The organism is Burkholderia crassaminum (genome assembly GCF_964265005.1).
Classification (GTDB): Bacteria; Pseudomonadota; Gammaproteobacteria; order Burkholderiales; family Burkholderiaceae; genus Burkholderia.
In genome coordinates this window covers 2600017-2622241 of record NZ_OZ183799.1, presented here as the reverse complement: position 1 = coordinate 2622241, position 22225 = coordinate 2600017, and the positions used below count along the sequence as shown (strand labels likewise).

General features: G+C 65.2%; 22 protein-coding genes and 1 tRNA gene. 7 read left to right on the top strand and 16 right to left on the bottom strand.

What is annotated here, in order from left to right; all coding sequences use genetic code 11:
* Positions 1 to 55 precede the first annotated feature (55 nt).
* Both ACPTTF_RS12085 and ACPTTF_RS12080 read left to right on the top strand, forming a co-directional pair.
* Positions 56 to 898 carry an FTR1 family iron permease gene (locus tag ACPTTF_RS12085; RefSeq protein ID WP_166960528.1) on the top strand — a complete coding sequence of 281 codons (843 nt, stop codon included), beginning with the start codon at positions 56 to 58 and terminating at the stop codon, positions 896 to 898.
* Entirely contained in the window at positions 895 to 2292 is a 1398-nt protein-coding gene (locus ACPTTF_RS12080; RefSeq protein WP_423371300.1) for a 4Fe-4S binding protein, read from the top strand. Before ACPTTF_RS12085 ends, ACPTTF_RS12080 begins: the two co-directional genes overlap by 4 nt.
* Before the next feature lie 274 nt (positions 2293 to 2566).
* On the opposite strand, the gene hemP is transcribed toward ACPTTF_RS12080, so the two are convergent.
* From hemP to ACPTTF_RS12065, 3 genes are all read right to left on the bottom strand, one after another.
* Positions 2567 to 2812 (bottom strand): hemin uptake protein HemP, encoded by a 246-nt coding sequence (hemP, locus tag ACPTTF_RS12075; RefSeq protein ID WP_021163412.1) that lies wholly within the window; start codon positions 2810 to 2812, stop codon positions 2567 to 2569.
* 138 nt (positions 2813 to 2950) lie between these two features.
* Positions 2951 to 3433: an SRPBCC family protein gene (locus ACPTTF_RS12070; protein WP_423371299.1), complete on the bottom strand. Its 483-nt coding sequence runs from the start codon at positions 3431 to 3433 to the stop codon at positions 2951 to 2953.
* 99 nt (positions 3434 to 3532) lie between these two features.
* Positions 3533 to 4405: a pirin family protein gene (locus ACPTTF_RS12065; RefSeq protein ID WP_166960519.1), complete on the bottom strand. Its 873-nt coding sequence runs from the start codon at positions 4403 to 4405 to the stop codon at positions 3533 to 3535.
* A 122-nt stretch (positions 4406 to 4527) separates the two neighbouring features.
* Between ACPTTF_RS12065 and ACPTTF_RS12060 the strand changes: the two genes are divergently transcribed.
* Positions 4528 to 5502, top strand: coding sequence for a LysR family transcriptional regulator (locus tag ACPTTF_RS12060; protein WP_166960516.1), 975 nt, complete (start codon positions 4528 to 4530; stop codon positions 5500 to 5502).
* Positions 5503 to 5870: 368 nt separating this feature from the next.
* Here ACPTTF_RS12060 and ACPTTF_RS12055 read toward each other — a convergent pair whose 3' ends face one another.
* The 9 genes from ACPTTF_RS12055 to ACPTTF_RS12015 all read right to left on the bottom strand — a co-directional run bounded on the left by ACPTTF_RS12055 (position 5871) and on the right by ACPTTF_RS12015 (position 13177).
* Positions 5871 to 6299, bottom strand: coding sequence for an ExbD/TolR family protein (locus ACPTTF_RS12055; RefSeq protein ID WP_021163407.1), 429 nt, complete (start codon positions 6297 to 6299; stop codon positions 5871 to 5873).
* 13 nt (positions 6300 to 6312) lie between these two features.
* Positions 6313 to 7044, bottom strand: coding sequence for a MotA/TolQ/ExbB proton channel family protein (locus ACPTTF_RS12050; protein WP_059528373.1), 732 nt, complete (start codon positions 7042 to 7044; stop codon positions 6313 to 6315).
* 36 nt (positions 7045 to 7080) lie between these two features.
* On the bottom strand, positions 7081 to 7812 hold the full coding sequence (locus tag ACPTTF_RS12045; RefSeq protein ID WP_423371298.1) for an energy transducer TonB: 732 nt from the start codon (positions 7810 to 7812) through the stop codon (positions 7081 to 7083).
* A gap of 217 nt (positions 7813 to 8029) precedes the next feature.
* Positions 8030 to 8266 (bottom strand): (2Fe-2S)-binding protein, encoded by a 237-nt coding sequence (locus ACPTTF_RS12040; RefSeq protein ID WP_011352654.1) that lies wholly within the window; start codon positions 8264 to 8266, stop codon positions 8030 to 8032.
* 150 nt (positions 8267 to 8416) lie between these two features.
* Entirely contained in the window at positions 8417 to 9277 is an 861-nt protein-coding gene (gene murI, locus ACPTTF_RS12035; protein WP_423371297.1) for a glutamate racemase, read from the bottom strand.
* A 39-nt stretch (positions 9278 to 9316) separates the two neighbouring features.
* On the bottom strand, positions 9317 to 9793 hold the full coding sequence (gene bfr, locus ACPTTF_RS12030; RefSeq protein ID WP_011352652.1) for a bacterioferritin: 477 nt from the start codon (positions 9791 to 9793) through the stop codon (positions 9317 to 9319).
* A gap of 194 nt (positions 9794 to 9987) precedes the next feature.
* On the bottom strand, positions 9988 to 11511 hold the full coding sequence (locus ACPTTF_RS12025; RefSeq protein ID WP_122945864.1) for a fumarate hydratase: 1524 nt from the start codon (positions 11509 to 11511) through the stop codon (positions 9988 to 9990).
* A 35-nt stretch (positions 11512 to 11546) separates the two neighbouring features.
* Positions 11547 to 12170, bottom strand: coding sequence for a TIGR00645 family protein (locus tag ACPTTF_RS12020; protein WP_166960507.1), 624 nt, complete (start codon positions 12168 to 12170; stop codon positions 11547 to 11549).
* Positions 12171 to 12283: 113 nt separating this feature from the next.
* Positions 12284 to 13177 carry a DMT family transporter gene (locus ACPTTF_RS12015; RefSeq protein ID WP_423371296.1) on the bottom strand — a complete coding sequence of 298 codons (894 nt, stop codon included), beginning with the start codon at positions 13175 to 13177 and terminating at the stop codon, positions 12284 to 12286.
* A 316-nt stretch (positions 13178 to 13493) separates the two neighbouring features.
* Between ACPTTF_RS12015 and acs the strand changes: the two genes are divergently transcribed.
* From acs to ACPTTF_RS12000, 3 genes are all read left to right on the top strand, one after another.
* Positions 13494 to 15476, top strand: coding sequence for an acetate--CoA ligase (gene acs, locus ACPTTF_RS12010; RefSeq protein WP_423371295.1), 1983 nt, complete (start codon positions 13494 to 13496; stop codon positions 15474 to 15476).
* An 83-nt stretch (positions 15477 to 15559) separates the two neighbouring features.
* Complete coding sequence (locus ACPTTF_RS12005) at positions 15560 to 15904, top strand: DUF4212 domain-containing protein (protein WP_423371294.1); 345 nt, start codon at positions 15560 to 15562, stop codon at positions 15902 to 15904.
* A gap of 3 nt (positions 15905 to 15907) precedes the next feature.
* Positions 15908 to 17923, top strand: coding sequence for a sodium:solute symporter family protein (locus ACPTTF_RS12000; protein ID WP_423371293.1), 2016 nt, complete (start codon positions 15908 to 15910; stop codon positions 17921 to 17923).
* Positions 17924 to 17987: 64 nt separating this feature from the next.
* On the opposite strand, the gene ACPTTF_RS11995 is transcribed toward ACPTTF_RS12000, so the two are convergent.
* Together ACPTTF_RS11995 and ACPTTF_RS11990 are read right to left on the bottom strand one after the other, a co-directional pair.
* Positions 17988 to 18641, bottom strand: a complete 654-nt coding sequence (locus tag ACPTTF_RS11995; protein WP_423371292.1) for a hypothetical protein — start codon at positions 18639 to 18641, stop codon at positions 17988 to 17990.
* A gap of 105 nt (positions 18642 to 18746) precedes the next feature.
* Positions 18747 to 19355 carry a DUF2939 domain-containing protein gene (locus tag ACPTTF_RS11990; RefSeq protein WP_423371291.1) on the bottom strand — a complete coding sequence of 203 codons (609 nt, stop codon included), beginning with the start codon at positions 19353 to 19355 and terminating at the stop codon, positions 18747 to 18749.
* 127 nt (positions 19356 to 19482) lie between these two features.
* Between ACPTTF_RS11990 and ACPTTF_RS11985 the strand changes: the two genes are divergently transcribed.
* On the top strand, positions 19483 to 19725 hold the full coding sequence (locus tag ACPTTF_RS11985) for a hypothetical protein (protein ID WP_423371290.1): 243 nt from the start codon (positions 19483 to 19485) through the stop codon (positions 19723 to 19725).
* A 35-nt stretch (positions 19726 to 19760) separates the two neighbouring features.
* On the opposite strand, the gene ACPTTF_RS11980 is transcribed toward ACPTTF_RS11985, so the two are convergent.
* Both ACPTTF_RS11980 and ACPTTF_RS11975 read right to left on the bottom strand, forming a co-directional pair.
* Positions 19761 to 19851 (bottom strand) — tRNA-Ser (locus ACPTTF_RS11980).
* 57 nt (positions 19852 to 19908) lie between these two features.
* Positions 19909 to 22089 (bottom strand): TonB-dependent receptor, encoded by a 2181-nt coding sequence (locus ACPTTF_RS11975; protein ID WP_423371289.1) that lies wholly within the window; start codon positions 22087 to 22089, stop codon positions 19909 to 19911.
* Between the last annotated feature and the right edge of the window lie 136 nt (positions 22090 to 22225).

The following is a 22225-nucleotide window of genomic DNA, read 5'->3' as shown; positions in this document are numbered from 1 at the left end:
GTTTTATCTGCGCGCAGGCCCACCTGCCCGGTGTACTGCGCGTCAGGAGGTATCGATGGGTCAGATCTTGTTCATCGTCTGGCGAGAGAGCGTCGAAGCGCTGCTCGTCGTCGGCATTCTCTATGCATGGCTGAAAAACGGCGACGACGACGCGCGCCGCGGCCTGCCTTTTCTCTGGACCGGTGTCGGTGTCGGCCTGCTGATGGCCGTCGGCCTCGGCGCGGCGCTGGTCGGTTTCACCGAAGTGCTGTCCGGCGACGCGCAGGACTACTTCCAGACTGCCATGGTGCTGATCGCCTGCGTGCTGATCGTGCAGATGGTGCTGTGGATGCGCCGGCATGGCCGCACGCTGAAGCGCGACATGGAGCAATCGCTGCAGCAGAGCACGCGCGATTCGAACTGGTGGGGCGTCGCGGTGCTGGTCGCGCTGGCGATCGCGCGCGAAGGCAGCGAAACGGTGATCTTCCTGTACGGTCTCGGGTTCGGCCAGTCGGGCCACGTCGACGGCAGCCAGATGCTCGCGGTCGTGATCGGCCTCGGCCTTGCGTTCTTCACGTTCTATCTGCTGCAGCTCGGCGGCAAGTACTTCTCGTGGCGGCATTTCTTCCGCGTCACCGAAGTGATGCTGCTGTTCCTCGGCGCAGGCCTGTTCCAGACCGGCGTCGACAAGCTGATCGATAAGGAAATCCTGCCGCTCGGCATTTCGCAGGTGTGGGACACGTCCGCGATCCTCGATGATTCGGGCACGTTCGGCTCGCTCGTCGCGACGCTGACCGGCTATCGCGCACACCCGGCACTGACCAACCTGGTTGCCTATGCGGTGTACTGGGCGGTGGTCTGGCTGCTGATGAAGCGCGCGAGCCGTCGGCCGGCCGTCGCTGCAGGTCGCGCGGCATGAGCGTTGTCGCCGCAGCCAAGCCGGGCTGGCTCGCGCAGGCGGGCCAGTGGATGCAGCGCCACGGCGCGCTGATCCGCGGCATCCAGTGGGCCGTCGTCGCCGTCTATGCATTCCTGATCATCGTGCCGGCGGTGTTGCCGCTGCCGGACGACTCCGCGCACCTGTGGAGCAACCTCACGCTGATCGCGCAATTCACGTTCTGGGGCATCTGGTGGCCGTTCGTGCTGCTGTCGATGGTGATGCTCGGCCGTGTCTGGTGCGGCGTGCTGTGTCCGGAAGGCGCGCTCACCGAATACGCGAGCAAGTTCGGCCGCGGTGGCCCGATTCCGCGCTGGATACGGTGGGGCGGCTGGCCGTTCGTCGCATTCGGGCTCACGACGATCTACGGGCAGATGGTGAGCGTGTACCAGTACCCGCTCGCGGTGCTGTTCGTGCTCGGCGGCTCGACCGTCGGCGCGATCGTGATCGGCTTGCTGTACGGCCGCGAGAAGCGCGTGTGGTGCAAGTACCTGTGCCCGGTCAACGGCGTGTTCGGGCTGCTCGCACGGCTCGCGCCGATGCGCTACAAGGTCGACGAGGATGCATGGCGCCGTTCGTACAAGAACGGCGAGAATGGCCATCGCGTGATTCCGATCAACTGCGCGCCGCTCGTGCCGTTGCGCAACATGAAGGGCGCGTCGGACTGCCATATGTGCGGCCGCTGCAGCGGGCACCGCGACGCGATTTCGTTGTCGTTGCGCTCGCCGTCCGACGAAGTCGTGAACCTCGGCGCGCAAAAGGCGAACCCGTGGGACACCGCGCTGATCCTGTACGGCCTGCTCGGCGTCGCGATCGGTGCGTTTCACTGGACCGTCAGCCCGTGGTTCGTGCAGATCAAGCAATGGCTTGCGGGCTGGCTGATCGACCATGACATCACCTGGCCGCTCGAAACCAATGCACCGTGGTTCCTGCTCACGCATTACCCGGATCGCAACGACGTATTCTCCTGGCTCGACGGCGGGCTGGTCGTCAGCTACATCGTCGGCACGGGGCTCGTGTACGGCACGGCGCTGCTGGTGTTGCTGGCCGGTGCCACGCTGATGCTCGGCCGCTTCGATCGCGTGCGGCTGCATCACCTCGCGCAGGCGCTGATTCCGATCGCGGGAGCGGGCGTGTTCCTCGGGCTGTCCGCAACGACGCTGTCGTTGCTGCGCGCCGAGCACGTGCCGCTTGGCTGGGCGACCGATGTGCGCATCGCGATCCTGGTCGGCGCCAACGCGTGGAGTGCGTGGCTCGCGTGGAAGGTGACGGGGCGCTACGCGGCCTGGCCGCGTCGGCTTGCGGGATTCGCATGGTTCGCCGTCGGGCTTGCCGTCGTCGACAGTGCGTGGTGGTTGATGTTCTGGGGTTTCTGAAGCGGCTTGCGTGCCGCTTCGGCGGTCATGCATCGACGCGGTAACGAACTTCGGCGGCATGCTTCGCGCATTGGCCGCCCAAACAAAAAAGCGACACGTCGAAGGACGTGTCGCTTTTTTTCTTCCTTGTGCGAGAACCAAAAAAAGTGGCTTGGCTTGCTGCAACGGCTGCTTGAGTGTGTTTGCACGAAGGGGTCTAGATCTCGCGTGCAAGCCGTTACGCTGGCTAATGCCCAACACCTCTCAGGGAGGTGGTCCCCACAATACTCTGTCGTTACTTCGTCAGGATCAGTTTGCCCAGCCGTGTGGCGCGCAACTGATACGTCTCTCCGTTATGCGCGATGCTGACGTGGCTTTGGCCTTGCAGCAGCGCATCGCTGCTGACGACCCGCGTGCCTGCATCGCGGTTGCCGGCGGGCTTCGCCGGCGTGGTGACCGCTGCCGTCTTCTGACGGCTGCTGCCTGCGGTGCCGGTCGGGCGGCGCAAGGTCAGCGTGGTCGGGCGCATGGTGTCGGTCATTCGGTTGATCGGTGACTGTCGATACGATGGAATGAATTCTAAATGATAACTATTCCCATTTACAAAAACTCTTTATCGATCGAAATGGTGAACCTGATAGCTTGAATCAAAGGGGCGGCCCGCAGGCCGCCGCCGGGTTCAGTGCAGCGGATCGGGATCCTTGCGGCCTTGCGCGTACTCGCGAATCAGGCGGACCGTGTCGATATCCGACGTGCGGTACGCCTCCTTGACGATCCCGTGCGTCTGGCGCGCGTCTTCGCTGTCGTCGGTGACGACCAGCGTCGTGCAGTATTCGAAACGCAGGAACAGTTCGTGGTCGTCGCGTTCCTCGATCGTCATCGTCAGCGAGCCGCCGATCTCGCCGTCGGCCGCGAGGATGTCGTAGCGGACCTGCTGATTCGGCGTGAGCGTGACGTGGTCGCGCACGGTCGCGTGACCGTAGTGCAGTTCACGTTCGAGCGTCGTGTCCGTCCGTTCGCGGACGACACAGCTGTCGAGGCCTAGCACGAACAGCTGCGGCTGTTCGGCGCGCAGCACGAGACCTTCCCAGAGCTGGTCGCGGGTGAGGGTCGGCACGGCCGGATCGTCGGAGTTGATCTGGATCAGATGTTCGAAGTTCAAGGGGGCGGGTTCCTTCTGGTGGCGGGCGGCCACATGGTTCAAGAAGTCATTGTGACGCAAAACAGGCGGTTTCGCGGCACCTGCCCGCCCGTCCGGGCCTCATGCCTCGATACGGCCCATGCGACCCGTCTGGTAGTCGACGACCGCCTGCCTGATCTCTTCCTCGGTATTCATCACGAACGGGCCGTAGCGGACGATCGGCTCGTTGAGCGGTACGCCGCCGATCAGCAGCAGGTCGAGCGGCGTGTCGCCGGCGGCGAACGTGACCGTGTCGCCGTCGTCGCCGTACACGACCATGTGCCGTGCGTCGACGGCCTGCCTGTCGGGCCCGTAGAGGCCCGTTCCGTCGATCGGATAGGCGAACACGCGATAGCCTGCCGGGACGGGCTGCGTGACCGCTGCACCGGGCTGCAGCGTGAAATGCTGGTAGAGGATCGGCGTACGCGTCTCGATCGCCGCCTGGACACCGAATGCTTCGCCGGCGATGACGCGCACCGTCGCGCGGCCGTCAGGCGACGTTGCGCTCGGAATGCGATCGGCCGGGATCTCCTGGTAGCGCGGCGCGATCAGCTTGTCGCGGCGCGGCAGGTTGACCCACAGCTGGAAGCCGTGGGAGCGGCCGCCCGTCTGCGCGAATTCCGGATCCGGCATCTCGCTGTGCACGACGCCGGCGCCCGCCGTCATCCATTGCACGTCGCCCGGGCCGAGCGTGCCGGCATGGCCGGATGAGTCGCGATGGCGGAAGCGCCCGTCGAGTGCGTAGGTCACGGTCTCGAAGCCGCGATGCGGATGGTCGGGAGCGCCCTTGGCTTCGCCGGGCGCGTAGTCGACGGGGCCCATTTCGTCGAGCAGCAGGAACGGATCGAAATCCATCAGCAGCCGGGTCGGGAACGGGCGGTGAACCACGAAGCCGCCGCCTTCGGTCGTGCGAAGTGCGGGGTAGGTGCGGTCAAGCGAGCGAGCGGTCGTCATGCGGATACCCTCGAAATCATGGGAATAGCGTTATTTTTGAAACATAGCGCTATTATATTGGGCGTTTTACCGTTCGATTCGCGACGGTTCGCAATGGATTGTTCTGAAATTGGAACGATGAGATGAATATCGATGCACACAACCTGAACGACCTCATGTACTTTTCGCAGGTCGTCGAACATGGCGGTTTCTCGGCCGCGGAGCGCGTGCTGGGCATCTCGAAATCGCGCCTGTCGCGGCGCCTGACCGAACTCGAGGCGGCGCTCGGCGTGCGCCTGCTGCAGCGCTCCACACGCAAGCTCGCGCTGACCGAGGCGGGGGAACTGTTCTACCAGCATTGCCAGGCGATGCTGGCCGAAGCGCAGGCCGCGATGAACGCGGTCCAGCAGTTGCGCGCATCGCCGCGCGGCTCGGTGCGCGTGAGCGTTCCCGTGACGCTGTCGCAGACGATGCTGTCGCGCATCCTGCCCGAATTCCTGCGCCGCTATCCCGAGGTGAAGGTGCACGTTCGCGTGACCAATCGCGTGATCGACCTGTTCGAGGATTCGATCGACGTGGCGCTGCGCGTGCGCTCGGAGCCGCCGCAGAACGCGAATATCGTCGTGCGGCCGTTGTGGCGCACCGAGCAGATGCTGGTCGGCGCGCCGAGCCTGCTGAGCCAGAATGCGCCGCCGCTGGTGCCGGGTGACCTGAGCGGATTCGAAACGCTCGATACGCCGAGCGTCGACGGGCGGCACGTGTTCAACCTGATCGCGCCGGACGGCACGCGTCACGTGCACGAGCACGACCCGCGGCTGGTAACGGCCGACCTGATGACGATCCGAGAAGCCGTGCTCGATGGCCTCGGCATCGCGGCGCTGCCGGAGATGATGTACGGCAACGCGCTGCGCGCGGGGCAATTGTCGCCGGTGATGCCGGGCTGGACGCTGCCCGTGCCGCAACTGTACGCGGTATTCGTGTCGCGGCAGGGGATGCCGCCCGCGGTGCGTGCGTTCGTCGACTATCTGGTCGAGAAGCTCGATCACGGCGCCTACAAGGAGCCGGGGTGTCCGGAGCGTGCGAAGAAGGAAGCGGCGGCCGATGTTTCGGCGACCTGAACACGACGTGCACGGCGACGCAAATTTGTTTTGTCATTGAAGCGTCGCCTGCAATCGCAAGTTTCAATCGCCGGAACCTTGAATGCGCGAGCGTGCGGGCCTATATTGAAATCCCATTTCGTGAAGGAAGTTCTGAGCGAAATCAGGTGGCCGCATATATTGCGAGCCAGATAGGGCAGAACGCGCAGTCCGTGCAGACCACGGCAGAGTCGCATTTGCGTTGCTCGAGGCGCAACCGATACCGCCAAAGAGCCCGCCGCCCGAAGGCGCCCGCGTGCGCATGAAAAAAGGCCTTCATCTGGCGATGAAGGCCTTTTACTTTGTGTGCGACCGGCTAGGTGCGGCCGGCGCGTTGAATAGCGCGTGCGTTACTTCGCTTTCGCGGTCGGCTCGGTCACGAAGCCGAGCTTCGTCAGGCCGCCTGCCTGCGCATCCGACATCACTTCGGCGACGTGTTCGTAGGCCACCTTGCGATCCGCGCGCAAGTGCAACTCCGGCTGCGGCGTGCGTTTTGCCGCTTCCGCGATGCGTTCCTGCAATTGCTCGCGCGTGACCGTGTGGTCGTCCCACAGGATCGTGCCGTCGCCCTGGATCGCGACGTCGACCGTCTGCGGCTTCTCGTCGACGGGCTGGCTGCTGGCGTGCGGCAGGTCGATCTTCACCGCATGCTGCATCGCCGGGATCGTCACGAGGAAAATGATCAGGAGTACGAGCATGACGTCGACGAGCGGCGTCATGTTGATCTCGCTCATCACCGCATCGTCATCATCGTCGCTGAAACCGGTGTTCATTGCCATGGTTCACCCCGCCTCAGCTGGCGCGCGTCGCGAGACGCAGGCCGTCGCGCGTCGACGACGATGCGAGGCTCGCGCCCGTCACGAAATACGCGTGCAGGCCGTGCGCGAAGCGGCGCAGCTTGCTGACCACGCCCTTGTTCGCACGGGTGAGTGCGTTGTAGCCGAGCACGGCCGGGATCGCGACGAACAGGCCGAATGCGGTCATGATCAGCGATTCGCCGACCGGGCCCGCGACCTGGTCGATCGACGTCTGGCCGGATGCGCCGATCGCGAGCAGTGCGTGGTAGATCCCCCAGACCGTACCGAACAGGCCGACGAACGGCGCCGTGCTGCCGATCGACGCGAGGATTGCAAGACCGCTTTGCATGCGCGAGATGCCTTCGTCCATCGTGTCCTTCAGGCAGCGCGTGACCCAGTCCGACACGTCCATGCGGTCGTGCAGGTGCGGTTGCGTCTGGTGGTGGTGATCGGCGGCTTCCTTGCCCGACAGCGCGAGCGCGAGGAACGGGTTGTCGTTCGGCGTCGATGCGGCGAGCCCGAGCTTCTTGATGCCGTCGTCGAAATCGTCCGAATGCCAGAACGCCTGTTCGGCGTTCTTCGTCAGGCGGTTCAGGCGGATCACGTTCCAGCCCTTGATGACGATCACGATCCACGACAGGACCGACATCACGAGCAGCGTGATCGCGATGGCGCGCGTGACGAAATCACCTTGCGCCCAGACGTGCGCGATACCGTAGCTTTGCATTTTCTTGTTTCCTTTGAATCTACCGAATATGACGGGTTAGTCGTCGAGCGTGAAGTTGAAGGGCAGCGTATGGGCGGCGCGGATCGCCTGGCCGTTCTCGATATACGGCGGACAGGTGCTGGCGCGCGTCGCCTCGAGCGCGGCTTCGTCGAGACGCGGGTAGCCGCTGCTCTTCTGCAGCTGGACGCTTTCGATCTTGCCCGTCACGCCGATGATGAAGTGAACATAGGCCGTGCCCGTTTCACCGCGACGCTTCGACATCGTCGGATAGGCGGGCTTCACGAAATTGCAGCTGAGTGCCGATACGTTCTTCGGCGCGCTGACCTGCATCGTCTCGCGCGCCGGGCCGGGTGCCGCAGCCGGCGCAGCAGGAGCCGGCGCGGCGGGAGCCGGTGTCGGATCGACCGCTGCCGGCGCGGGCGTCGGCGACGGTGCCTGCGCGACCGGCTGAGGCGTCGTGATGGCTTTCTGCACCGGCTTCGGCTCGACCTTCGGCTTCACGCGAGGCGTGGGCTTGGGCGGCGCGGGCTGCTGCGCGGCCGACTGAACCGCGACCGGCTGGGCCGGGGGCGCGGCCGGAATGAGTTGCGCGGTGATCGACTGAACCTCGACCTCCTTCGGCGGCGGTGGCGCGTTGCGATGGAGCCAGGCGGCCGTCAGCATGATCGCGTGTGCGGCGAGCACACCGACCGCCGCGACGATCACTCGGGGATTCATACGTGGTGCAGCCGGCAAGACGCCGGCATGAGCGGAATGCGAAGCCTGCATGTTAGCTTGAAAGAACGATGTCGCACCCGGGGCGCGGCGGGTGAATCGGCATCACTTGCGGAAGATCAGCAGCGAGATGCAAACGGTGGTCACAAATCCGATCAGCAATTCCATGACAGGCTCCTTGGCAGGTAAGCCGCTGGCTCGCGCAGACGGTGGCTTGCTGACGGTCAAAACAAAAATGCGGCCTGGGCCGCATGTGCACGCTCGGCGCCGGTCAGGCAGCCTTGCGCTCGTAGAACGTGACCGGGATCGGGTGAGCGTGATGCTCGACACCGCACTGGCTCGCGCAGACGCCTTGTTCGGCCATGAGGTCGCGTACGGACTCCTCGCACTTGCCGCAGCACGTGGCCACGCCGAGCTCGAACTGGAGTTCATCGAAAGAGTTCACGCCCTCGGCGAGGGACGCGCGAATCTTGCGATCGGAAACAGACTTGCACACGCAGACGATCATGGTGAGTTGCGATAGCTAACGTTAATGCGAATTATTATCATTAATTTTGCGGGCGTTGACAAGCGTGGGTCGGGCTTTTTTTAAGGTCATCGGACCCTTGAAACGGCGGGGCGGTGCAGCGGCACGCGCAAGAGGGCGTGCCGGCCCTTGTCAGGCGGTCGCGCAGGCGCGCGCGTTCGGCGAGGAAATGGTGACGGATTCAACTGGGGCAGCGAGGCCGAGCAGCGTCGATGCGAGTACCTGCAACTGGCGGCCGTCGCTGGTCGAGCAGAAGCGGGGCGGCGCCGCGCGCGTGCCGGCCGGCGCGCGCAGGTTGCGCTCGTCGAGAATCCGCGCGAGCTGGCGCGCGATTGCGTCGCTGGTGTCGACGATCGTCAGTCGGTCGCCCACAAGGTCACGAATCGTTTCCGTGAAGAACGGGTAATGCGTGCAGCCGAGTACGAGCGTATCGGCGCCGTCGTCGAGCATCGGCTGCAGGTAGCTGTCGAGCAACGCGCGCAATGCGGGCGAATTCGTGTCGCCGCGCTCGATGGCCTCGACGAGCCCGTGGCCGGGCTGGCAGATGAAGCGGCGGCCGGCGCCGTAGCGGTCGAGCAGCGCCTGGAAGCGCGGACTGTTCAGCGTCGACTGCGTGGCGAGGACGCCCGCGACGCCGCTCGCGGACACGGCGGCGGCCGGCTTGATGCCCGGCTCGACGCCGACGAGCGGCATCGACAGGTGTTCGCGGATCGCGGCGATCGCGCGTGCGGTCGCGGTGTTGCAGGCGATGACGAGCGCTTTCGCCCCTTCGCGGGCCAGCCACTCGCCGATTGCCAGCGTGCGTTCCGTAATGAACGCCTCGTCGCGCGGACCATACGGCGCATGGTGCGAATCGGCGACGTAGATGAACGACTCGTCAGGCAGCTGCGCGCGCACGGCGCGCAGCACCGACAGGCCACCCAGCCCTGAATCGAAGATGCCGATGGGAGCGACGGTCGTGGCCGTCGCGGCGATAACGGAAGGTGTCGACATGAACGGGCTGGGGGCGATGGCGGGAAGGGCGGAGCGCGCTTACTCCGGCGAACCCATCATCGTTTGCTGGTAGTTCTGCAGGCCGACCTTGCCGATCAGGTCGATCTGCGTTTCCAGCCAGTCAATGTGCTCTTCGGTGTCGTCGAGGATCTTTTCGAAGATCTCGCGCGACACGTAGTCACGCACCGATTCGCAGTAGGCGATCGCTTCCTTGCAGGTGGACTGCGAGATCTGCTCGAGCTTCAGGTCGCACTTCAGGATCTCTTCGGTTTCCTCGCCGACGAGCAGCTTGTGCAGGTCCTGCAGGTTCGGCAGGCCGTCGAGCATGAATACGCGCTCGATCAGCCAGTCGGCGTGCTTCATTTCGCCGATCGACTCGTCGTACTCGTGCTTGCCGAGCTTCTCGAGGCCCCAGTGCTTGTACATGCGCGCATGCAGGAAGTACTGGTTGATCGCCGTGAGTTCGTTCTTCAACTGGGCGTTCAGATATTCGATGACTTTCTTGTCGCCTTGCATGGCTTGTTCCTTGTTCAGTGGGGCTTCAGAAACCGAAAGATAATCGCTCGTACGAGAAAAGCCAAGCCTCAAAGCCTTGTCGGGCCTGCCTTTTGCGTGTAATGAGAATCAGCCTCGAATAACCGGCCACACACAATAATGAGAACGAGAAGCAAAAAGGCCGGACTTGCGTCCGGCCTTTCGTTCGATCGCGCTTACGCGGCTGCGACCGGGATCTTGCCGATCTTCGCCTGCCACTCCTTCGGACCGGTCTGGTGCACCGACGTGCCCGACGAATCGACGGCCACCGTCACCGGCATGTCCTGCACGTCGAACTCGTAGATCGCTTCCATGCCGAGGTCTTCGAACGCGAGCACCTTCGCGCCGCGGATCGCCTTCGACACGAGGTAAGCGGCGCCGCCGACGGCCATCAGGTAGGCCGCCTTGTGCTTCTTGATCGCCTCGATCGCGACCGGGCCGCGCTCGGCCTTGCCGACCATCGAGATCAGGCCGGTTTGCGCGAGCATCGTCTCGGTGAACTTGTCCATGCGCGTGGCCGTCGTCGGGCCTGCCGGGCCGACCACTTCGTCGCGCACCGGATCGACCGGGCCGACGTAGTAGATCACGCGGTTGGTGAAGTCGACCGGCAGCTTCTCGCCCTTCGCGAGCATGTCGGCGATGCGCTTGTGCGCAGCGTCGCGGCCGGTGAGCATCTTGCCCGACAGCAGCAGCGTCTGGCCCGGCGCCCAGCTGGCGACTTCTTCCGGCGTCAGCGTGTTCAGGTCGACGCGCTTGCTGGTTTCCGTGTTCGGTTCCCACTGGACTTTCGGCCATGCGTCGAGCGACGGCGCTTCAAGCTTGGCCGGGCCCGAGCCGTCGAGCACGAAGTGCGCGTGGCGCGTGGCCGCGCAGTTCGGGATCAGCGCGACCGGCTTCGATGCCGCGTGCGTCGGTGCCGCCATGATCTTCACGTCGAGCACCGTTGCCAGGCCGCCGAGGCCCTGGGCGCCGATGCCGAGTGCGTTGACCTTCTCGTGCAGCTCGACACGCAGTTCCTCGACCCAGTCCTTCGGGCCGCGCGCGATGATTTCCTGGATGTCGATCGGCTCCATCAGCGATTCCTTCGCCATCAGCATCGCCTTCTCGGCAGTGCCGCCGATGCCGATCCCGAGCATGCCCGGCGGGCACCAGCCCGCGCCCATCGTCGGGACCGTCTTCAGCACCCAGTCGACGATCGAGTCGGACGGGTTCAGCATCACGAACTTCGACTTGTTCTCCGAGCCGCCGCCCTTCGCCGCGACCTGCACGTCGACCTTGTCGCCCGGCACGATCTCGTAATGGATCACGGCCGGCGTGTTGTCCTTCGTATTCTTGCGGGCGCCTTCCGGCGGGTTCACGATCGACGCGCGCAGCACGTTGTCCGGGTGCGTGTAACCGCGGCGCACGCCTTCGTTGATCATGTCGGTGAGGCCCATCGTCGCGCCGTCCCAGCGCACGTCCATGCCGACCTTCACGAAGATCGTCACGATGCCGGTGTCCTGGCAGATCGGGCGCTTGCCTTCCGCGCACATGCGGCTGTTCGTGAGGATCTGTGCGATCGCATCCTTCGCGGCCGGGCTTTCTTCCAGCTCGTACGCGCGGCCGAGGGCCTGGATGTAGTCGAGCGGATGGTAGTAGCTGATGTACTGCAGCGAATCCGCGATGCTCTGGATCAGGTCTTCCTGTTTGATGACGGTCATGGCTGAGACTCTGTGGGGACAGTGGGGGAATGCGTTTATGCGTTGACGGCTGCTTCGGCCGGCTTGCGGGGCTCGTTCGCTGCAGGCGCGTGCCCGTCGTGGGCGCGCGGCTCGTGGAAATGGGCCGGGTGCGTGTGCGTCGTCAGGCGGTCGACCCACGCCATCACGAGCGCCGACACCAGGAACGACACGTGGATGATCACCTGCCACATGATCGCGTGCATCGTGTGCTGGTCGGGGTTGATGAACGTCTTCAGCAGGTGGATCGACGAAATGCTGATCAGCGCCATCGACAGCTTGACCTTCAGCACACCCGCATTCACATGGTCGAGCCACTCGGGCTCGTCGGGGTGACCCTCGATGCCGAGGCGCGACACGAAGGTTTCGTAACCGCCGACGATCACCATGATCAGCAGGTTCGAGATCATCACCACGTCGATCAGGCCGAGCACCGCGAGCATCACGCTGATTTCGTCGAGGCTGGTCGCATGCGACAGCAGGTGCCAGACTTCCTTCAGGAACAGGAACACGTAGACGGCCTGCGCGACGATCAGGCCGAGGTAAAGCGGAACCTGGAGCCAGCGGCTCATGAAGATCAGCGCGGGAAGCGGGCGAAGCGGGCGACGGGCGGGGCGGCCGGGCGAATGCGGGGCGGACATGATGGCGGTGCGGGCGCGGTGCGCAGGTATCGGGGGTAATCTTGAAAAGGCGCGCTATTGTAACGCGTCGGCCGGCGCGACTGCAGTGACGCGCCGGCACTGCCAGGGACGGATCAGGAGGCGGCCGCGGGCACGCGTTTCACGCGCAGGCTCGCGAGCACGATACCGGTGACGACGCACGCGAGCGCGATGCCGTGGGCGAGCGTCGGGCGCTCGCCGAGGAACGCGATGCCATATGCGGCCGCGGCGACCGGCAGCACCGCGCTGAACACACCGGCGAGGCTGCCCGGCACGTGCCGGATGCCTTTCATCCACAGCCAGAACGAGAAGATGCTGGCCGACAGGCCGTACCAGGCGACGAGCGCCCAGGTGCCGGCCGGCACGCTCGCGTAATCGAAATGCCACATGGCCGTCGCGCCGAGCGGCAGCATCAGGCACAGGCCGAACAGGTGCGTGTAGGCGCAGATGTCGATCGGCGCGAGTGTCTGTGTGAGGCGGCGCGACAGGATCACGTAGATCGATTCGCAGCACACCGCGCCGAGGATCAGCAGGTTGCCGGTGAGCGACGACGCGCCGTGCCCGGCGGCGCTGCCGTTCGCGAGGTTGATCGTCACGACGCCGGCGATCGCGAGTGCGATCGACACGAGCGCACGGCCGTTCGGTTTTTCACGCAGGATCAGCCACGCGAACAGCGCGACGATCGCCGGGATCGTGCTGGTGATCACGCCGGCCGCGACCGCGCTCGTGCGCTGCACGCCGTTCAGCATCAGCAGCGTGAACATGAAGGTGCCGAAGAACGCCTGCAGGAACAGGTTCAGCCATTCGCCGCGTTTGACGGTGCGCATCTTCACCGGGCTGAACAGTGGCCACAGCACGGCGATCGCGATCACGAAGCGCAGCGTGGCGAGAATGGCGACGGGAACGAAGACGACGATCGATTTGCCGATACCGACATTGCTGCCGACGAACAGCATCGACAGAACGAGAAAGAAAGCGTAGCGATTCAAGCTGGAATCCGGAAGGCGAGTTCAGTTAGGATTGTAGGGTCGCGCTCGTTACAGCGTAAAGCTGCAAGCGCCGCCGCCCGCTGGGCGAAACGGCCGTGCCGCGTAAGTGACGGGTAAGTTGGAGCGCTTATTGTGGACACTGTCGGGTCGCCCGGTCGCCTTCGTGCGATGTGGTGCGGCGCAGCATCGCGCAGCGGCCTCCGGGCCGTGTGCGGGTGGTGGGTAGGAGACAGCGGCGCGCATGCGCCGGCCAAGACGCGCGGCGCGCACGATCGCGCCGCCATGCAGAGGATTCATGTTCACCAAGGGGTAGTCGATGTCTGCGATTGAATCGGTTCTTCACGAAACCCGCCAGTTTGCGCCGCCCGCGGCGCTCGAGCAGGCGGCGACCATTTCCGGCATGCCGGCCTATCGTGCGCTGGCTGCCGAGGCCGAGAACGATTACGAAGGATTCTGGGCGCGTCTCGCGCGCGAGGGTCTTGCGTGGCACAAGCCGTTCACGAAAGTGCTCGACGAGTCCAACGCGCCGTTCTACAAGTGGTTCGACGACGGCGAGCTGAACGCGTCGTACAACTGCCTTGACCGTCACGTCGAAGCCGGCAACGGCGAGCGCGTCGCGGTGATCTTCGAAGCCGACGACGGCACCGTCACGCGCGTCACCTATGCGGATCTCCTCGCGCGCGTGTCGCGTTTCGCGAATGCACTGAAGAAGCGCGGGGTCGGCAAGGGCGACCGCGTCGTCATCTATATCCCGATGTCGATCGAAGGCATCGTCGCGATGCAGGCCTGCGCGCGCATCGGCGCGACGCACTCGGTCGTGTTCGGCGGCTTCTCCGCGAAGTCGTTGAACGAGCGGCTCGTCGACGTTGGCGCGACGGCGCTCATCACCGCCGACGAGCAGGCGCGCGGCGGCAAGACGCTGCCGCTGAAGAGCATTGCGGACGAGGCGCTCGCGCTGGGCGGCTGTGAAGCCGTGAAGAGCGTGATCGTGTATCGCCGCACCGGCGGCAAGATCGACTGGCATGCCGACCGCGACCTGTGGATGCACGAACTGATGGACGGCGAGTCCGACACGTGCGAGCCGGAATGGGTCGGCGCCGAGCATCCGTTGTTCATCCTGTATACGTCGGGCTCGACCGGCAAGCCGAAGGGCGTGCAGCACAGCACCGGCGGCTACCTGCTGTGGGCCGCGCAGACGATGAAGTGGACCTTCGACTGGAAGCCCACCGACGTGTTCTGGTGCACGGCCGACATCGGCTGGGTCACCGGCCACACGTACATCACCTACGGCCCGCTCGCCTGCGGCGGCACGCAGGTCGTATTCGAAGGCGTGCCGACCTACCCGGATGCCGGCCGCTTCTGGAAGATGATCGGCGACCACAAGGTCACCGTGTTCTACACCGCGCCGACCGCGATCCGCTCGCTGATCAAGGCGGCCGAAGCCGACGACAAGGTGCATCCGAAGAGCCATGACCTGTCGAGCCTGCGCATCATCGGCACCGTCGGCGAGCCGATCAATCCGGAAGCGTGGATGTGGTATCACAAGCACGTCGGCCAGGAGCGCTGCCCGATCGTCGATACGTGGTGGCAGACCGAGACGGGCGGCCACATGATCACGCCGCTGCCGGGCGCGACGCCGACCGTGCCCGGTTCGTGCACGCTGCCGCTGCCGGGCATCATGGCCGCGGTGGTCGACGAAACCGGCCAGGACGTGCCGAACGGGCAGGGCGGCATTCTCGTCGTCAAGCGCCCGTGGCCGGCGATGATCCGCACGATCTGGGGCGACCCGGAACGCTTCAAGAAGAGCTACTACCCGGAAGAACTCGGCGGCACGCTGTATCTCGCCGGCGACGGCACGGTGCGCGACAAGGACACCGGCTACTTCACGATCATGGGCCGGATCGACGACGTGCTGAACGTGTCGGGCCACCGGCTCGGCACGATGGAAATCGAATCGGCGCTGGTCTCGCACGAGCTCGTGGCCGAGGCGGCCGTGGTCGGCCGTCCGGACGATACGACGGGTGAAGCGGTGGTCGCGTTCGTGGTGCTGAAGCGTTCGCGTCCGGAAGGCGAGGAAGCCGCGGCGCTCGCGAAGACGTTGCGTGACTGGGTCGGCAAGCAGATCGGGCCGATCGCGAAGCCGAAGGACATCCGCTTCGGCGACAACCTGCCGAAGACGCGCTCGGGCAAGATCATGCGGCGCCTGCTGCGCTCGCTCGCGAAGGGTGAAGCGATCACGCAGGATACGTCCACGCTCGAGAATCCGGCCATCCTCGAGCAGCTCACCGAAGTGCGCTGACCGTACCGGTTGCGCATTACGCGCACGAGCCCCTGCGCGGCAATCCCGATTGCCGGCGCAGGGGCTTTTTGTTACATAACGGGATGACCGTTCCGACCCGACCCGCGCCTGCCGCGCCACCGCCCGTTCCCGAGCCGCTCGCACGTGCCCACGCGCGTTACTGGCGCTTCAACGTCGCGCTGATCGCGGTGCTGATGGTGATCGGCTTCGCAGTGTCGTTCATCGTGCCGTTCTTCGGGCCCGCGCTCGCGGGCGTCCGCTTCGCCGGGTTCAGCCTGCCGTTCTACGTCGGCGCGCAGGGCGCGATTCTCGTGTATCTCGTGCTGATCGCCGTCTACATCGGGCTGATGCAACGTGCGGACCGCACGCTGCGCCGCGCGTACGACGATCATGCGGCGCACGCCGGTAACGTGAATGGCGGGCGCTGATTCATGCTGACGCATCGACTGATACGCGCGTATGCGCTCTACACGCTGGGGTTTCTCGGGTTCGTGCTGCTGATGTGGCGGATCGAGCGCGCGACCGGCTCCGGCGTCTGGATCGGCTACGTGTTCCTGTTCGTGCCGATCGCCGTGTATGCGGTGATCGGGCTGCTGTCGCGCACGTCCGATCTCGTCGAGTACTACGTGGCCGGGCGGCGCGTGCCGTCCGCGTTCAACGGGATGGCGACGGCCGCCGACTGGCTGTCGGCCGCGTCGTTCATCGGCCTGGCCGGCTCGCTTTATGCGACCGGCTACGACGCGCTCGCCTACGTGATGGGCTGGACGGGCGGGTTCTGCCTCGTCGCGTTCCTGCTTGCGCCGTATGTGCGCAAGCTCGCGCGCTACACGATTCCCGATTTTCTCGGCACGCGCTTTTCGAGCACGGCCGTGCGCGCGCTCGCGGCCGGCGCGGCGATCCTGTGTTCGTTCGTGTATCTGGTCGCGCAGATCCAGGGGATCGGCCTGATCGCGACGCGCTTCATCGGCGTCGATTTCGCGATCGGGATCTTCTGCGGGCTCGCGGGCATTCTCGTGTGCTCGTTTCTCGGCGGGATGCGCGCGGTCACATGGACACAGGTGGCGCAGTACATCATCCTGATCAGCGCGATCCTGATTCCGGTGTCGCTGATCGCGATGAAGATCGGGCTCGGCCCCGTGCCGCAGTTCAGCTACGGCAAGCTGATGGAGCGCGTCGCGGTGCGCGAGGCGCAGGTGCGCGATGCGCCCGACGAGCAGCAGGTGCGCGACGCGTATCGACGACAGGCCGCGGATATCCAGACGCGGCTCGACCGGCTGCCTTCGTCGTATGCGGATGCACGCCGGCATCTCGCCGACCAATTGGCCGACCTGCGGCGCCACAACGGGCCGCTGCGCGAGATCAGCCAGCGCGAGCGCGAGCTGGCCGACTTTCCGCGCGATCCGGCGGCGGCGCGTGTCGCGTGGACGCAGGCGCGTGACGATCTGCTGGCCCGTGCCGAGCCGCCCGTGCCGATGCACGAGCCGTTTCCCGCCGCGAGCGATGATGAACGCAAGCCACGCGAGCGGAATTTCCTCGCGCTGCTGCTGTGCCTGTCGCTCGGCACCGCGAGCCTGCCGCACATCCTGACGCGCTACAACACGACCACGTCGGTTGCGTCGGCACGGCGCTCGGTCGGGTGGACCCTGTTCTTCATCGCGCTGTTCTACCTGAGCGTGCCGGTGCTCGCGGTGCTGATCAAGTACGAGATCCTCGCGAACCTCGTCGGGCGGCCGTTCGCCGAATTGCCGGCGTGGGTCACGCAATGGCATCACTTCGAACCCGACCTGATCAGCGTCGTCGAGGTGATTCGCGACGGCATCGTGCACTGGTCGGAAATCCAGATGCAGCCGGACATGGTCGTGCTGGCCGCGCCGGAGATTGCCGGGCTGCCGTATGTCGTGTCGGGACTGATCGCGGCCGGTGCGCTTGCCGCGGCGCTGTCGACCGCGGACGGGCTGCTGCTGACGATCGCGAACGCGCTGTCGCACGACGTCTATTACTGCATGGTCGCGCCCGACGCGTCGAGCCAGCGGCGCGTGACGATCTCGAAGGTGCTGCTGCTCGGCGTCGCCCTGTTCGCGTCGTATGTCGCGTCGCTCAATACCGGGAAGATCCTGTTTCTCGTCGGCGCCGCGTTCTCGCTGGCGGCTTCGAGCTTCTTTCCGGTGCTGGTGCTCGGCGTGTTCTGGAAGCGCACGACGACGCGCGGTGCGATCGCCGGGATGGTGACGGGGTTGGCGGTGTGCGTGTATTACATCGTGTCGACCTATCCGTACTTCACGCAGCTGACGGGGTTCGCGGGGCGCACGTGGTTCGGAATCGAGCCGATCAGTTCGGGGGTGTTCGGGGTGCCGGCGGGGTTCGCGGTGGCGATCGTCGTGAGTTTGCTCGATGAAAAGCCGGATGACTATACGCGGGCGCTAGTGGATTACATCCGGCATCCGTGATGTGGGCGTCGTTCGGCATGCTCACGTGCCGGAAGCCGCCCGTACTGGCGCCGTGACGGGCGCGTCAGAGCGCGGAAATGCCGAGCTCGGCCCCTTTGGTCGTCTGCACCCGGCTGAAATCGCAGCTTCCGTCCGTCATGCCCTTGGCGTTCGGTATCGCGACGCAGACATACGCACGGATGCCATGCGGCAGTGCCACGTGTCGAAACTCGCCGACCTTGATCGTCGCGACCCGGTCAACGGCAAAGCGATCGTTGATCGGTGTCGCGCTCGACGGGATCGACATCGTCACTTCCGACGCGGCGGTCCCGGTTTGCGATTTCAGCGTCTGGCTGCTGCCGATATCTCCGTTGACCGAGAAGCGTATCGCCGCCTGTCCTTCGGACACGCGTTGAACCGTGACCGCGAGCGTCGGCATGGCAATTCCCGCCGCGCATTTGCCGGCAGCGCACTCGCGAACGGAAAGCAGCGTGCGAAATGGGGATGCAGGCTGACCGATGGCCGACAGGTCGGTCGACGATCCGCCGTCGCGCGCCGATTTCTCGAGCGGCGGGGGAGATGTCACCGCGACGGTGGTGCTGATCGACGCCGGCGAAAATGCCGTTGCGCAAGCTGACAGCATCGTCGCAGCGACAACCATCAGGGCGAACCGTGGACTAAATCGCATGGATCGGACTCGCGGAGTTGAAACCTCGGATATCGTCAGGAGAATACACATCTTTAGCGTGCGGTGTTCGGGGTTCGCTGTCCGCCGCACGCTCGGCCCGAACGGGGAAGCGGATCGGACGCGCCAGGGCGCCGGGGCCGGTCCGCTTCCGGGCGATCAGTTCGAACCGAACTTGTCGATCGGCACGTTGACTGCGCTCAGCTTCCAGGACCAGAGGCCGTCACGCTTGAAGATGAACGTCACCTCGTCGTCCGTTCCTTGTCGCGCAGTTGCGGTGACCGTCGACCAGTTCTTGTAGCCGACCGAATAGTCGGCCTTCGGCGTGCTGCTCGATGTTTGCGGCGTGGCGCCACCGTTGGACCCTGCATGCGCCGTTTCCGATGGTTCGGGAGCGGATGCCGGCACGCTGGCGTGCGCGGGTTTGGCCGCTCCCTGAGCCATCATGGTCATGACTCCCGCCGGCGTAACCATCGTGTCGATGGCCTGATTCACAAAGCCCATCGCCATCATCATTCCCAGGTCGGCGAATGAATTGCCTTTCATTTCGGGCGAATTCGCCATTTTCGCCTGCATCATGGCCATGAGTTGCGCACGCAGGCTTTCGCGCAACGATGGAAAGTCGACATGGGAAGAAAATGAGTCGGCGTCCTTGTCGGCAATGGCCGATCGCATCTGATGCATGGTGATGTATGGGCTCGCATAACTGGTTGCCACGCCTGCGGTTATTGCGATCCCGGCGACCGCCATCAGTGTTTTCCTTTTCATGGTCTCTACACGCGTTGATATCGTTTATCGGGAACGCAGTTTAACGGCCGCATTCCGGAAAATTTGAGTTGCCGACAATCCGAGGCGCGGGTACGCGATCGTTATTCCATTCCGACGGATGGATTGAATGGCGTTGTCGTCGCGTCGAAAAAACAATGAAGCGATGAAGCGTGCGTTGAATTGCAGGGCCGGCGCGCTCGTCCGATGCCTGACGGCGGAAATCGACGCGAAGCGCGTGATGGCGGGCGTGTCGGCGCAGCGGGCGTCCGGGGCAGGCGGGGGGGCGAATCGACGATGCAAGAACGCATCACGGGCGCCGTCAAGCGTCGGCATACCGACGATTGACGGGCGCTTTGGCGTGCAGAAATGAAAAACGGGCCGAGCGGCCCGTTTTTGCTGATGTCCTGGCGGAGAGAGGGGGATTCGAACCCCCGATAGGCGATTAACCTATACACGCTTTCCAGGCGTGCGACTTAAACCACTCATCCATCTCTCCGGAAGACCGAGAGTATAGCAAACTCTGGCGGCAACCCGCCACTCCCTTCCGCAATCGTCAAAAATCCGTCGTCATCGACAGCCACACCGACCGCGGATCGCCCTGCGTCAGGTACCCGCCGGTCGTCGACGACCAGTACGACTTGTTCGTGACATTGCGCACGGTCGCACGGAACGTCGTCTTCCTGCCGAACAGCTCCGTCGCGTAACGCGCACCGAGATCGTAGCGGTCCCATGCCGGGATCGACATCGTGTTCGCGACGTCCAGGTACTGCGGGCCCGTGTGGATCCAGCGCGCGGTCAGCGTGAGGCCGCGCAGCATCGGCACGTCGTATTCGGCGCCCGCGTTGAGCAGGAACGACGGCACGCCGATCGGCCGGTTGCCGTCGTTCGCGCCGCCCGCCGTGTTCTGCAGCGTCGCGTTGATGTACGTCGCGCCCGCGATCAGCCGCACGCCTTTCCACGGTTCGCCGTACACGGCCGTCTCGACGCCGCGGTGCCGCTGCGTGCCATTGGCGCCGAACAGGTTCGATACCGGATCGGTGTACGCCATCGGCTTCTCGATCTGGAACAGCGCGAGCGACGCGCCGACCTTGCTGGTGTCGTAGCGGATGCCGGCTTCGACCTGCTTCGACCGGAACGGCGACAGCGACTGGCCTGCATTGCGCGCGGTGTTCGGCGCGATTTCACCCTGCGCGAGCGCTTCGCTGCGGTTCGCGAAGATCGATACGTTCTGCCATGGCTTGACGACGAGACCGAACACGGGCGTCGTGATCGCGTCGCTGTACGTCGAAGACACCGCGCCCGTGTAGTCGAAATTGTCGACGGAGATCGACTGGCGGCGCGCGCCGATCGTGAACAGCACGCGGTCGCCGAGGAAGCCGAGCGTGTCGGACACCGCGACGCTGCGCAGCCAGGTCTTGGTGACCGTGCCCGGATCGCTCATGTCGCCGCCCGCATAGGCGGTCGGCGGGAATGCGACCGGCGCCGGATCGTAAAGCGTCGTCGGGAACGCGCCCGACATCGTGTACGCAGACTGGCTGTCGATGCGGATGAACGACGCGCCGGCCGTCACGAAGTGCGACACGGGGCCGGTGGTGAAGCGGCCGCGCACGCCGGCTTCGGCCGATTGGGCATCTTCCTTGTGCGGCACGCTCAGGCGCGAGCCGGTCGTGCCGGACGACGAGTAGGTCGGCGTGTAGTAGTCGCCGTGCTCGTTCGTATGCCGGGCACCGGCCGACACATACGCCGTCCACGCAGGCAGGAAATCGTATTCGGCGCGCACGATCCCGACCGTATCCTCGAGTTCGCTGAAGCTCCACGATTGCGCATAGTTGTGCGTCGCGGACGGCACGGCCGGCGCCTGGTTGCCGCCGATCAGCACGACGGGGCGGCCGTTGTCGATCCGCTCGCGCTGATACAGGAAGTCGCCGGACAGGCGCAGCTTGTCGCCGCGCCAGTCGAGCGACACGGCCGTCACGCTGTTGCGGTGGCGTTCGTCGTCGACGGCCGTGTCGCCGCCGCCGATCGACTGGTTCACGCGCACGCCGAACTGGCCGTCGCTGCCGAAGCGACGACCGATGTCGACGTGCGTGCCGATCGAGCCCGACACCGAGCCGTCGACGGTGACGCGTGTGAGCGGCTTGTCGTCCGCGCGCTTCAGTTGCAGGTTCACGCCGCCGCCGACGGCCGAACCGTTCGGCGATGCACCGCTCAGGAACGCATTCGCGCCCTTGAGCACGTCGACGCGTTCGACCGCATCGGTCTGGACGAGCTGTCGAGGCGTGACGCCGTACAAGCCGTTCAGCGAAACGTCGTCGCCGGCGAGCTGGAAGCCGCGGATGACGAATACCTGCGAGAAGTTGCCGTAGCCGGACGCGCTGCGCACGGCCGGATCGTTGTCGAGCACGTCGGCGAGGGTGCGTGCCTGCTGATCCTCGATCAGCTTCGACGTGTAGGTGGTCATGCTGAACGGCACGTCGCTCGACTTTTGCCGGCCGAGCACGCCGTAATCCGCACCGCGCGCGACCTGGCCGCCGGCGTAGGTCGGCGCGAGATCGCCGGGCAGCGGCTCGGCGGCGCCCGTCACGTTGATCGACGGCAGCACCGACGTGTCAGGCGCGACAGGGGCGGCGGGCGCGGCCTGCTGGGCCTGCGCGGGGGCGGCGAGCGCGCAGGTCAGCGCAATGCCGAAAGCAATCGGCGTGAGACGCCGGGCGGGTAACGAAAGTGTCGACATGGGACGCAAATCGGGTGTGGTCGGTAATCCATCCCAGGGCGGCAAGTCGGAATCCGGGCGGTGTGGTACGTCCGTGCTGTCGCGGACGGTTTTTTGTCGAGCGGCGGAGTCTAACGTAAACGAGAATCATTGTCGT